Here is a 13166-nt window from a genome sequence, read left to right on the forward strand (position 1 = left end):
AAATATTCTGTTCCGGCTGTGATGCGCTTTCTTTGCTTTGTTTTCGTGGTTTACTAGATTAATCGGGAATTTTTACTCAGGAATGGCGTAATGCAGAAAAAATCATCCAAACGCATCAGTCTCGACGACACCGACCTGGCGATTCTCGCGTTGCTGCAGGAGGACGCGAGTATTTCCAATGCCGAGCTCAGTGAGCGGCTGTCGTTAAGCCTTACGCCTTGCTGGCGGCGGCGTAAGAGAATGGAGGAGGCGGGCGTGATAAAGGGCTACCAAGCCATCCTTGATCGACGAATGCTGGGGCTGGATATCATGGCGTTCGTGCACATCCGTTTTTCCACCCACGCCGATCACGCTCCGGACGCCTTCGAGGCGGTGATTGCGCAATTGCCCGAAGTGTTGTCCTGTCACAAGATCACCGGGGATGCCGATTACGTGCTGCAAGTGCTGGCAGAGGATCTAGATAGCTACAGCGACTTTATCGAGCAGGTACTCAGGCGTCAGGTGGGTATTGCATCCATCCAGTCCAGTTTGTCGTTACGCGAAGTCAAGACCAGTAGCCGTATAGCGATACCCCAATCGAGCAGAGGGTAAAACGATTGAGGTAGTCCGGAGCCCCGACGATGACCCAGGCAACATTGGGCGACAGCCGCCGAACAATCATGTCCTCCTGAAAAACAGATCAGAAGGTGTAAAGCTATTTCAGGACTACACACAGCCATTAAAAAAAGCAGCCCTTTGGCACCGATAACATCGTTTCTCGGGCGCACCGCTTTTCAATATATTGGCCGCCAGATCTGGTGAATGACTCAACACTCACCACCCTCAGTGCGAGTAGTCTTAATGAACAATAAACCTGACAACGCAGGGCTTGATAACGCCGGAGCGGGGACCCGAGCGGTCTGGGGCGGGGAGCAAGTCAGGCACCCCTACAATGCCACTCAAACACCGATCGTGGTCAGCGCCGCTTACGGGTACGACGACATCGACGTCTGGTACGACGTTGCGTTGGGCAAGACGCCGGGCTTTATCTACAGCCGCATGAGCAACCCGACGGTCGAGACCCTCGAAGCAAAAATTCGCGAGTTGGAAATGGCCGAGTCCGCCGTGGCCTTCAGTAGCGGCATGGCGGCGATCAGCAGTGTACTTTTCACCTTCCTGGCCAATGGCGATCGTGTGGTGTCGACCAAGGACAGCTACGGTGGCACCAACAAGATTTTCGAAGAATTCCTGCCGCGCACGGGCGTTAAGGTGACCTTGTGCGAGACGTTCGATCACGAGGAGATCGAGCGTGAAATCGCCAAAGGCTGCCAGTTGGTGTACCTGGAGACGCCGACTAACCCGACCCTGAAAATACTCGATATCCAGCGTTTGGTAGCTGCAGCCAAGCGCGTCGGTGCCGTGGTGGTGGCGGACAACACCTTTGCCACGCCATTGAATCAAAACCCCCTGGCGTTAGGTGTGGACGTGGTCATCCACAGCGCGACCAAGTTCCTCAGTGGCCATGGCGATGTGCTCGGCGGTCTGGTGTGCGGTAACGAATCCTTGATGGCCAAGGTTCGTCATTACCGGGAAATCAACGGTGCGACGCTCGACCCGTTCTCGGCCTACATGATCATCCGGGGAATGAAAACGCTGGTGCTGCGCATGCGTCAACAGCAACGCAGTGCCCGTGCCCTGGCGGAGTTCCTCTGCACCGAACCGTTGGTGGAGTCGGTCAACTATCCCGGCTTGCCCGGTCATCCGAATCACGCTGTGGCGTGCACGCAAATGTCCGGCTTCGGCGCCATCGTCAGTTTTGTTCTGGTCGGCGGAATGGACACGGTCAAGGTGCTTTTGCCACGACTTCGATTCGCCCACTGCGCGGGCAATCTCGGTGCAGTGGAAACCATTTACGGCCCGGCCCGGACCACCAGCCATGTCGAGAACACGCTGCAGGAACGACTGGCTCTGGGTATCTCCGAAGGACTGGTGCGGGTATCGGTCGGCATTGAAGACACTGACGATCTGCTCGACGATTTGAAGCAGGCGTTCGCTTTTGTCAGGTGTTCGCGCGATGAGTTGGCACAGGCAAACACACAGCACTCAAACAACAAAACGTGCATCGAGGCAGCAAGCTGAAGTTTTAACGTTAGTACCTCACGACAAGGCCGTTAGTGAGGCGTTCATGAAGTGGAATAATAATAAAACTAGTGGCGACCTGTTTTTACTCTGCCCCGTAACTCATCGCAGACGTCAATGCGCGCCCTAACAACTTTCATGAGAACAACCATGTCCATAAAAGAAGAACAACTCAACACACGTACCGGTTTTAAACAGGAAATGCAAACACGGCATATTGTCATGTTGGCATTAGGCGGCGTTATCGGTACCGGACTGTTTCTCACGTCCGGGTATACGGTTAACCAGGCCGGTCCCTTGGGCGCGGTGATCGCTTACATCATCGGCGCGCTCATGGTTTACATGGTGATGATGTGCCTGGGCGAACTGGCGGTACAGATGCCGGAAACCGGTTCGTTCAGTACTTATGCCACCCGCTTTCTGGGGCCTGGTACCGGGTATACCGTCGCTTGGCTGTATTGGCTGACCTGGACGGTGGCCATCGGTTCTGAATTCACCGCCGCCGGTATCTTGATGGCGCGTTGGTTCCCGGATACACCGGTATGGATCTGGAGTGCGTTGTTTGCAGGTCTAGTGTTTCTGACCAATGTGATTTCGGTGCGTTTGTTCGCTGAGACCGAGTTCTGGTTGTCTCTGGTTAAAGTGGTGACCGTCATCGTGTTTCTGATGATCGGCGGTGGCGCGATTCTCGGTCTGCTGCACATCGATCAGGGCCACAGTATCGGGTTGAGCAACTTCACTCGCGAAGGACTTTTTCCTACCGGAGTCATGCCGATAGCCATGACGTTGTTGGCGGTGTCTTTTGCATTCTCCGGCACTGAGTTGATCGGTATTGCCGCTGGGGAAACCAAGGATCCGCAACGCAACGTGCCGCGTGCCATTCGCACGACGGTGCTGCGCCTGGCGATCTTTTTCGTGGGGACCATTTTCGTCCTGGCGACGCTGTTACCTCGTGAGCAGGCCGGCCTGGTAGAGAGTCCATTCGTGACTGTGTTCACCTACATCGGGATTCCCTATTCGGCAGACATCATGAACTTCGTGATCATCAGTGCCTTGCTGTCGGCCGCCAACTCCGGTTTGTATGCCGCGTCACGGATGATCTGGACACTGAGTGACCAGGGTCACCTGCCCAAGCGATTCTCGGCACTGACGCGTATGGGCACGCCGCTCAACGCGATTATCATCAGCATGGCGGGTGGGGCTGCCTCGTTGCTCAGCAGTGTGTTTGCCGCCGACACCATCTATCTGGCGCTGGTGTCGATCTCCGGATTGGCGGTGGTGGTGGTCTGGATGAGCATCGCTGCGAGCCAGATTGCTTTCCGCCGTCACTATGTGGCCAACGGCGGTGACATCCGCGACTTGAAATTCCGTGTCCGGGGTTATCCATGGGTGCCGTTGGGAGCGCTGGTCTGCTGCAGTCTGGCGTGTGTCGGGATTGCCTTCGATCCGGAGCAGCGAGTGGCGTTGTACTTCGGTTTGCCCTTCATCGCCTGGTGCTATTTCGTGTATTACATTACCCGCAAAAGCCGCGAGCGACGCTTGTCGGTTGCCCCCTTGGCACAACCGTCCGATGCGTTCTAGTCCGCGTCGACGGGATGGGCAAGCGTGCTCGGTGGAGGGGGCGTCCTAGAGGTTCAAGCCATGAAGCAAAAGACGCTACCCCCATTGAACTGGCTGCGGGCATTCGAGGTGTCTGCCCGCTGTTTGAACTTCACCCATGCTGCCGAAGAGCTGTTTTTGACCCAGGGGGCAGTCAGTCAGCAGATCCGCCAACTGGAAAGCCATCTTGGGGTAGCACTGTTCAAACGCTTGCCCCGAGGTCTGGGACTGACCGAGGAAGGCCAGGCGTATCTGCCGGTGGTGCAGGATGCGATCACGCGGCTGGCAGTGGGGACCAACGAAATTTTTGGTCAGCACAAGCGTCGACCGATCAAGGTGCGTGGCAGCCTGGCGTTCTTCGTGCATTGGCTGGCGCCCAAGCTGGCGGGGTTTAGCCAGGCGCATCCGCATGTCGATATCCGCTACATCAGCAATATCTGGGTCAAGGAACTGGACGGTGAGGATGACATGGAGATTCGCTGGGGCCACGGTCAATGGCCCGGCCTGGTGTCGCAGCGCCTGACCTGGGACACGTTGTTCCCGGTCTGCTCGCCGGACCTGATGGCGAGGTCGCCGCTGACGGTCCCTGTGGACGTGTCGCACCATCCGCTGTTGCATGTTCTGGGTTACGAAGAGGGTTGGGGTTACTGGTTGAACATGGTCGGTGCGGACACCGTCGACTCCTCGACCGGCATGCAGTTCGACACATTGATTTCCACTTTGCGCATGGCCGAGTTAGGGCAGGGGATCGCCCTGGCGCGGTCTTCGATGGTGGAGGAGATGCTTCAGGATGGACGACTGGTCGAGCCTTTCGACCAGCGCATCGAGGCCAGCGAGTCTTTTTACCTCGTACGCGGTTCCGGGGCCGACCAGCACCCTGACGCGGTCATGTTTTCCACCTGGCTGGTCGAGCAGGCACATCGTTTCAAATGAATGGCCGGAGCCAACCATGCGCTATGTAAGTACCCGAAATTCGGCCGTTCAGGTCGATTTCGAAAGGGTCGTGTTGTCTGGGATTGCCGAGGACGGTGGGTTGTTCGTGCCGCTCGAACTGCCACTGTTCGAACCGCAGGACATCGCCAACTGGTCGACGTTGCCCTATGACGAACTGGCCTATCGAGTGATGAGTCCGTTTGTTGGCGAGGCAATCCCCGAGGCAGACCTCAGATGCATGCTCAAGGAGGCTGGCAGCCAATTCAGCCATCGATCCCTGGCACCTTTGCATCAGGTGGATCGCAACGAATGGGTGCTGGAGCTGTTCCATGGACCGACCCGCTCCTCGAAGGATTTTGCCGCCCAGTTGCAGGCACGGCTGGTGCAATACTTTCTGCGCAAACGCGGGCGTCGCGCGGTGGTGCTCGGTGCCACCAACGGCGATACCGGACTCGCCGCCATCGAGGCATTCAAGCACTGCGACGAAACGGACGTGGTGGTGTTTTACCCGGAGGCAGGTGTACCGCAAGACCAACTCCAGCAGCTGCAAGTGGTGGCGCATCCCAAGGTTCATCAGTTCGCAGTGAATGGCAGCTTCGACGAGTGCCAGGCCATCGTCACCCGGCTTTTCCTTCAGTGGCCGTACACGCAGCACGAGGCGATCAGTTTCAACTCCAGCAACTGGGTCAGTGTGTTGGCGCAACTGGTGTTTTATTTCCACGCCGTGCTGCAACTGGGGGGCGGTCAGCGTCCGATCGGTTTCAGCGTGCCTGCGGCGAGTTTTGCCGAGGTGTATGCAGGCTATATCGCGCAAAAAATGGGCCTGCCGATCACCCAGATGATTGTTGCGACCAACCAGAATGACGCGTTGCATCAGTTGTTTCAGAAGAACCACTACAGCAGGTCACGAGCCAACAAGACGCTTTCGCCTGCCATGGACCTGTCGATCTTTTCCAATCTGGAACGGTTCCTTTGGGAACTCTACGGGCGTGACGGCCAGGCGGTGTGTGCCCTGATGGAGGGGTTCGAGTCCAGCGGCGAGATGGTCATCGCCAACGAGTTCTGGTTGCAGGCGCGGATGATCATCGACTCCTACGCGGTCAGTGATGAGCAGACGCTGACGGAAATCACCTCGCTGTATCGCGACACGGGATACGTCATCGACCCGCACACGGCCACTGGTGTGCTGGCCGCCCGGTTGTATCGGCGAAGCCTGGTGGCGCCAATGGTGACCCTGGGGGAAATCTCACCGGTCAAGTCGGCGGCACTGCTTGGCGAGTTGGGCATCAGTGTGGCGGAGTTGCAACCTGAGGTCCCGACGCAAGGACAGGCGCAGGTTTACCGAATTCAACCGGACGATCCCGACACCATCCATGAGCTGCTTGGCGCGCTGTGAAGGCGCGCCAACAGGAGGCCAAGTGAAGCGAATTCTGGACCCTCTCGATGAACGCATCATCGCGGAGCTACAGCTCAATGCCAGGGCTGCACATGCGGAGCTTGCGGCCAAGGTCAATCTGTCACGCAATGCGGTGCGCCAACGTATAGAAAGACTTGAACGTGACGGGGTAATACAGGGATATACGGTACGCACGGGGGAGGGGCGACAAGCCACGTCGAACATCAACGCGGTGATTTTCGTTTACCGCTACGACCGGATGCGGGGCGCGGAAGTGCTGCAAGCGCTGCGGGCCATTCCGGAAGTCATCCAGTGTGATGTCATGAGCGGTGAATTCGACTTGATGCTGCGGGTGGGCGCTGGGAGTCCGCAGCGGGTGCACAAGGTCTGGACTGAAATTGCCGCGTTGCCTGGAGTGGAAAACACTGTGACCTCCTTTGTGCTGTCGTCTGTCGTGTAGCCCATTTTCCGTACCGCCAAAAGCCAACCTGTGTTGGCTTTTTTTATGTCTGAAGCAATGTCATGACTGTGGTCAAAACGCCCACAAAATAGAGCAAATTGGCCTATGTCACTGCCCTGGACTCAGCCCTAACCTAGTGCCCAACAACCCATCACCCGGATCAAGGGCATAACAAAATGACTGAATACAAATTGGCGCTGGTTGGCTTTGGCGGTGTTAACCGGGCATTGGCTCAGCTGATTGCCGAACGTAACGAACAGTGGAAAACAGAACTGGGTTTCACCCTGAAAATCGTCGGTGTGACTGACTTGTTTCTCGGTTCGGTGATTGGCCGCGAAGGGCTGGACGCCAATGTGCTCGCCCAATTGCCGGCAGTCAAAGGTGCATTGGCGCAACTGTCGGGTGGCGACGTCACAGCCCTCAATGAAGCGGTGATCAAGGATTGCGGCGCGGACATTATTGTTGAAGCCACGTTTACCAACCCGGTGGACGGTGAACCGGCGACGTCGTTCTGCCGTTGGGCGCTGGAGGGCGGCCAGCATGTCGTCACCACCAACAAGGGCCCGATCGCTTTGCACGGCGCCGAGCTCAAGGCACTGGCTCGACGCAAGCATGTCGCCTTTGAATACGAAGGCTCGGTCATGAGCGGCACGCCGGTGATTCGCCTGGCCAGGCAGGCGCTGGCCGGCAGCTCCATTGTCGGTTTTGAAGGAATTCTCAACGGCACGTCCAACTTCGTGCTGACCAGCATGGAAGGTGGCCTGGGGTTTGCCGAGGCCGTCAGCAAGGCTCAGGAGCTGGGTTACGCCGAAGCCGACCCGACGGCGGATGTCGAGGGTCATGACGTACGCCTCAAGGTGGTGATCCTGGCGAATGAACTGCTGGACGCGAAGCTGACGGTCAGCGACGTCACGTGCAGTGGCATTTCCTCCCTCAGCCTTGGCGACATCGAAAAAGCCCGGCAGGACGGCGCTCGCTGGAAGCTGATCGGGTCGGCGATGCGTCATGCCGATGGCTCGATCAGTGCCAGTGTCGAACCGCGGCTGTTGAACAACGACCATCCGCTGGCCAGTGTTGGCGGCGCAACGAACGCGGTGTCGTTTACCTCCGAACTGCTCGGTGCGGTGACGGTTTCGGGACCGGGAGCCGGGCGCACGGAAACAGCGTTTGCGCTGCTCTCGGACATCATCAGCATCCATCAATCCATTGCACGCAACCAGGAGTAAACCTGTGAAATTATCGCGCCTGGTTCTGGATATCGTGGAGCCGCCCATTGAAGTCTTTAACGCCTATGACGGTTCCCTCATAGGTAGCGTAACGAATGTCTGTGCGTCGCAAGTTCCGCAGTTGTTGGAGACAGGACGCAGTGGTGCACGAGCGTGCGCCGCGTTAGCGCGTCATCGTCGGGCTCGCATTCTTGAGCAAGCCGCAATCAACATCGAACATGATGCCGGTGTGTTTGCCAGGCTGATCGTCGACGAGGCCGGGAAGACCCTCAAACAGGCGGAAAAGGAGGTCAAGCGTTGCGTCAACACCCTCAAGCTGTCGGCCGAGGAGGCCAGGCGCAATGCCGGGGAAGTGGTGCCTTTCGACGCTTATGAAGGCTCCGAATCGCGTCAGGGCTGGTTTTCCCGTGAACCTCTGGGGCTGATCGTTGCGATCACGCCGTACAACGATCCGTTGAACCTGGTGGCGCACAAACTCGGTCCGGCCATTGCGGGCGGTAACGCGGTGATTCTCAAACCCTCTGAGCTCGCGCCATTGTCGGCCATTAAACTGGTGTCTTATCTGGTCGCGGCAGGCTTGCCTGAATCAGTGGTTACCGTCGCCACCGGCGGCGCGGAACTGGGCAAGGCGTTGGTCGCCGCCCGTGAGGTGCGGATGATTTCCTTCACCGGCGGTTTCGTCACCGCAGAGCAGATCGCCCGCATGGCCGGGTTGAAGAAACTGGCCATGGACCTGGGCGGCAATGCGCCAGTAATCGTCATGGGCGACTGCGACCTTGAGGCCGCTGTCGAGAGTTGCGTGTCCGGAGCCTTTTGGGCAGCGGGGCAGAACTGTGTAGGCACTCAGCGCTTGCTGATTCAGGCGTCGATTTATGAAGCGTTCCGAGAGCGATTCGTCAGCCAGGCCCGTGCGCTTGTGGTCGGCGATCCATTGCTGGCCGACACCGATATCGGCCCCATGATTACTGCGCAAGCCGCGCAGAATGCCGAGCAAGTGGTCAACGAGGCCTTGCAAGAGGGCGCCACGTTGCTCTGCGGCCATCGGCGTGAAGGATCGTGCTATGCCGCCACCGTGTTGGAAAGCGTCGATCACGCCAGTCGACTCTGGCGCAATGAAGTCTTCGCTCCGGTGGTGGTACTGCAATGCTTCGAGAGTTTCGATGAAGCCATCGCGTTGGCCAATGAGCCCGAATACAGCCTGCATGCAGGGATTTTCACCAATGATCTGGCAACCGCGATGAGCGCTGCACGGAGGATCGAAGCCGGGGGAGTGATGATCAACGACTCTTCCGACTACCGCTTCGATGCGATGCCGTTTGGCGGTTCCAAGTACGGTAGCCTGGGCCGGGAAGGTGTGCGTTTTGCCTACGAGGAAATGACCCAACCCAAGGTGGTGTGCCTTAACACGTTGGGTTAGTCGATTCGCGGTAAATGGATCAGCTCGTATGGCATTGGGTCGGTTTGGTCACCGGCCCAATGCGTTTTGCTGAATGGGGAGAATGGAGAAGTTGAATATTTCCACTGAGCTGATAATCGCCAAGAAAGCGTCTGTTGCGATCTGAGGGGCGGTGAGATTTGAAGAATGACGACTTCTGGCCGTTTTGTGCATGTCGTGACTGAACCTTTGGGCTTAAGCGGTCGGTGACAGGCCAGTGGCAAATCGAAAGCAAGCGGGCGCGCTATCACCGAATTAACTAAATCTTATAGCGATGCCCTGACCACCAATGGACAATCAACTGGCTGGGCTCCCGATACGTCGAGGGTCTCGATCAGGTGCCGGGCAGCCTTGCGACCGATCTCGTAGTACGGCAGTTGCACCGTGGTCAGCGGCGGGATGAACAGCTCAGCAATACCGATCATGTTGTCGTAGCCGAGCACGGCGACATCGTCGGGAATTTTCAGGCCACGGCCCAACAATAGCTGATAGGCACAAAAGGCAATGCGGTCGTTGCCACAGATCAGAACATCGAACTGGGGACGACCCTCGATGATGTGCCGGTCGAGGATGGCTGCGGTTTCACCATAGGCATCATGATCGGAAAGGTCGTATTGCAGCAGTGCGTCAGGCGCCAGGCCGAATGCCTGACAGGCACGCTGCAGACCTTTTTGTCGCAGGTTCCAGGCCAGACTCTGTTTTGGCAGATTGATACACAGAGGGCGCCGATAGCCCTGGCTCAACGCGTGATGTACGGCTCGATACTGCCCCGCTTCGTCGTCTGGCACATAACTCACCAGGCGACTGTCATCGGCCAGGCAATTGGCGAGTACCAGGGGTTTGCTTTTCAAGCGCTCGGGAATGCACACCTGGCGAAACCCCATGGCGCTGAAGATCAACCCGTCGGGGCGGTGCGACAACATCAGGTCGATGTTCTGGTCGGTGGGCGGATTGCTCAACAGGTTAAGGATGAACACATTCCAGCCGGCTTGCTGCGCGGTCTGTTCGATGGACAGCAGCAACTCGACTGCGAACGGTGTGGTCGCGGTGTCCAGCGCGAACACACCGATGGTTCGCGACTGGAGGTTGTCGCCGCGCATCTTGCGCGCCGACAGGCTCGGTACGAATTGCAGTTCATCAATGGCGCGACGCACCCGCAGAAGGGTTTCGGGGCTCAGTTTTTCCGGATTATTGAGCGCTCGAGAAACCGTCATCAGGGACACGCCGGCCAGCTGTGCAACGTCTTTCACTGAAGTCATGCGAGGCGAGCCCGGTCAGGTTGACGCAGAATCATGACACAGGGCCCGGGCTTCTCGCGACTCGAATGACGCTGCTCACAGCCATCCAGAGCCGAGAGGCCATGCCTTGGGAATCGAGACACGCCCGCCACTCCCGCTTGCCAGAAGCTTCACGCCCAGACTGTCGGGCCGCGGATAGAGGCGACTGCTGAGGCTGAAGCGCCCGTTTTCGTCGAACACCTCGATGGACGAGCGATCGAGGAACACACGCAGTTCCAGTCGCTCTTGTGTCGGGTCTATCGACACGCTGCGCTGACCTGTGACTTGCGCACCAGAGTGGCTGCGGTCAAGCACCAGACGCTGCAACGCCGCATCGTAGTAGAGCAGGGTTTGTTCATGGCCATCGTCGCTGCAGCGCAACGCGATTCCCAGGTGGCCATCGGTGCAGCCGAGTAAATCCAGGTGCACGTGGATTTCGAGCATATCGCCATTCACTTCCGGCACCCACCGGGTTCCCGATTCATCCCACCAGGACGTGCCTGGCAATGGCGCTTTGCGCAGAGCGGTGAGCTCCCGTGCCGGATACACGCAAAGGCGATCGGCGCACAGTTCCAGTTCGCGCGGCAATCCGAGCATGCCGCACCAGTGATGGGCCTGGCTCGGCATCGGGCTTTCCCACATGTCGAGCCACGCCCACACAAGGCGCCGACCATCGGCGGCCAATAGCGTTTGCGCGGCATAGAAATCATGGCCGTTATCCAACTCGATAAAAGGCCCGCCGGTGAAGTGCCATTCTCTGTCGAGTCGGCCCACTCGATAACCGGTCTGGTATTTGTTGAGCCGATCGTAACCCTGGGGTTGCATGCCCTGGGGGGAGTACAGCAGCACATCGCGCCCGTTCAGTCGGAACAGATCCGGGCACTCCCACATATAGCCATCGCCCTCGCTGCCGCTGGACACATAATCAAGGAACTCCCAGGCGTGCAGATCCGTGGAACGGTATAGCGGCAGTAGCGGTTTATCCCCCAGACGTGCGCCGGCAATGAGGTACCAATAGTCATCCTCCTGCCATACCTTGGGGTCACGAAAGTGCATGATCGTGTCTTGCGGCGCGGTCTCGATGACGGCGCCATGTTTGACGAACCGGATGCCGTCGATGCTGGTGGCCAGGCACTGGACTTGACGGATCAAGCGTTCGTCACCCACGTCCCCCAGCCAGGTGTGTCCGGTGTAGATCAGTGCCAGGGTATCGCCACACACCACCGCGCTACCGGAAAAACATCCGTCACGGTCGAAGTCATCGCCGGGTGCCAGCGCAATGGGCAGGTGCTGCCAATGGACCAGATCAGCACTCTTGGCGTGCCCCCAATACATCGGGCCCCATTTCGCGTCGAAGGGGTAATGCTGATAGAAAACGTGATATTCGCCACGAAAGTACACGACCCCGTTAGGGTCGTTCATCCAGCCCACTTGGGGGGCAAGATGATAACCGGGTCGATAATCCTCGATGACGCGAGACAGGCCGTCACTCAGCGCATGCTGCGCAAGGTCAAGGGAAGAAGACATTGGATCGCTCATGGTATTCAAAGACAAGGTCATAGGGCGCGTGCTCGGACTGAGCGTAGAGAGACGTCATCCGGCAGGGTTTCAATGGCTTGTGGGTGGCGACTCAAGGCAGTGCCGTCGGCGTCGAACAGGTGCAGATTGCCGAACTCCAGCTGCAGCTCGACCTGATTGCCCACCTGCCATCCGGCGTTGACCTCACAACGACAGATCAGTGGCTCGTCCTGACCTGTATCGAGGTGCACATAGGTTTCACTGCCCAGGTATTCGACCCCGGTCACGACGACGCCGGTAGTTCCCTGCGCCGCCTTGAGCGACACGTGTTCCGGGCGAATCCCCAGACTCAGTGGGGCGTCCGCCGCCAGGTTCGAGCTGTCGAAGGGCAGGGAGGTCATACCCAGGACGGGAGTATCGACCAGGCTGGTTTCACCCGGGGCATGCAGGCGTGCCGCCAGAAAGTTCATTCTGGGCGAACCGAGAAAACCGGCGACAAAGCGGCTCGCCGGGCGCTCATAGAGATCGCGCGGTGAGCCGACCTGCTCTACGCGACCGCCATTGAGCACAACAATTTTGTCGGCCAGGGTCATCGCTTCCACTTGATCGTGAGTGACGTAGATCATGGTCGAGCCCAGTCGATCATGCAGCCGGGCGATTTCGTTGCGCATCTGCACCCTCAAGGATGCATCCAGATTGGAGAGCGGCTCATCGAACAACAAAATGTCCGGCTCACGCGCCATGGCTCTGCCCATTGCCACACGCTGGCGCTGCCCTCCAGACAGTTCTTTTGGCTTGCGTTGCAGCAGTTTGTCCAATTGCAGGATTTGCGCTGTTTTCAGCACACGCTCGCGCAGGCTGTTCTTTTCAGTCTTGGCCAGTTTGAGACCAAAGCTGATGTTGTCGTAGACGCTCATGTGCGGGTACAGCGCATAGGATTGAAATACCATGCCGACGCCACGCTCGCGCGGCTCCAGGTCGTTGACCCGGCGCCCGTCGATCAGCAGGTCGCCGCCGCAGATCGAATCCAGTCCGGCGATCAGGCGCAGCAGGGTCGACTTGCCGCAGCCCGAAGGGCCGACGAACACCACGAATTCACCCGCCGCGATTTCCAGGCTGACGTCGCGAAGAATCCGCGCGCCGCCCAATTGTTTGTTCACGTTGTCCAGTTTCAATTTGATCACGATGCTGTTCCTTGTCTTTG

General features: G+C 58.2%; 11 protein-coding genes. 8 read left to right on the forward strand and 3 right to left on the reverse strand.

Translation table 11 applies throughout. The features are described 5' to 3' along the window. The first annotated feature begins 90 nt into the window (after positions 1-90). The 8 genes from ACYZTZ_RS07660 to ACYZTZ_RS07695 all read left to right on the forward strand — a co-directional run bounded on the left by ACYZTZ_RS07660 (position 91) and on the right by ACYZTZ_RS07695 (position 9149). Positions 91-591 carry an Lrp/AsnC family transcriptional regulator gene (locus ACYZTZ_RS07660; RefSeq protein WP_046048637.1) on the forward strand — a complete coding sequence of 167 codons (501 nt, stop codon included), beginning with the start codon at positions 91-93 and terminating at the stop codon, positions 589-591. A 249-nt stretch (positions 592-840) separates the two neighbouring features. Continuing rightward, positions 841-2118 (forward strand): cystathionine gamma-synthase family protein, encoded by a 1278-nt coding sequence (locus tag ACYZTZ_RS07665; protein ID WP_461997702.1) that lies wholly within the window; start codon positions 841-843, stop codon positions 2116-2118. Positions 2119-2268: 150 nt separating this feature from the next. Continuing rightward, positions 2269-3699 (forward strand): amino acid permease, encoded by a 1431-nt coding sequence (locus ACYZTZ_RS07670; RefSeq protein WP_461997703.1) that lies wholly within the window; start codon positions 2269-2271, stop codon positions 3697-3699. Between the two features lie 60 nt (positions 3700-3759). After that, a complete protein-coding gene (locus ACYZTZ_RS07675; protein WP_461997704.1) occupies positions 3760-4650 on the forward strand; it encodes a LysR substrate-binding domain-containing protein in 891 nt (296 codons plus the stop codon). 16 nt (positions 4651-4666) lie between these two features. Further along, positions 4667-6046: a threonine synthase gene (gene thrC, locus ACYZTZ_RS07680; RefSeq protein ID WP_461997705.1), complete on the forward strand. Its 1380-nt coding sequence runs from the start codon at positions 4667-4669 to the stop codon at positions 6044-6046. Between the two features lie 22 nt (positions 6047-6068). Beyond that, positions 6069-6506 carry an Lrp/AsnC family transcriptional regulator gene (locus ACYZTZ_RS07685; protein WP_461997706.1) on the forward strand — a complete coding sequence of 146 codons (438 nt, stop codon included), beginning with the start codon at positions 6069-6071 and terminating at the stop codon, positions 6504-6506. Positions 6507-6682: 176 nt separating this feature from the next. Beyond that, positions 6683-7732, forward strand: coding sequence for a homoserine dehydrogenase (locus ACYZTZ_RS07690; protein WP_461997707.1), 1050 nt, complete (start codon positions 6683-6685; stop codon positions 7730-7732). Between the two features lie 4 nt (positions 7733-7736). Continuing rightward, positions 7737-9149, forward strand: coding sequence for an aldehyde dehydrogenase family protein (locus ACYZTZ_RS07695; RefSeq protein WP_461997708.1), 1413 nt, complete (start codon positions 7737-7739; stop codon positions 9147-9149). 284 nt (positions 9150-9433) lie between these two features. On the opposite strand, the gene ACYZTZ_RS07700 is transcribed toward ACYZTZ_RS07695, so the two are convergent. From ACYZTZ_RS07700 to ACYZTZ_RS07710, 3 genes are all read right to left on the reverse strand, one after another. After that, positions 9434-10426, reverse strand: coding sequence for a LacI family DNA-binding transcriptional regulator (locus ACYZTZ_RS07700; RefSeq protein WP_461997709.1), 993 nt, complete (start codon positions 10424-10426; stop codon positions 9434-9436). 75 nt (positions 10427-10501) lie between these two features. Next, positions 10502-12004, reverse strand: a complete 1503-nt coding sequence (locus ACYZTZ_RS07705) for a glycoside hydrolase family 32 protein (protein ID WP_461997710.1) — start codon at positions 12002-12004, stop codon at positions 10502-10504. Beyond that, positions 12001-13146: an ABC transporter ATP-binding protein gene (locus ACYZTZ_RS07710; RefSeq protein WP_461997711.1), complete on the reverse strand. Its 1146-nt coding sequence runs from the start codon at positions 13144-13146 to the stop codon at positions 12001-12003. The genes ACYZTZ_RS07705 and ACYZTZ_RS07710 overlap by 4 nt, the downstream gene beginning before the upstream one ends. Positions 13147-13166: the final 20 nt, after the last annotated feature.

The sequence above is a fragment of the Pseudomonas sp. LB3P58 genome (assembly GCF_054897895.1).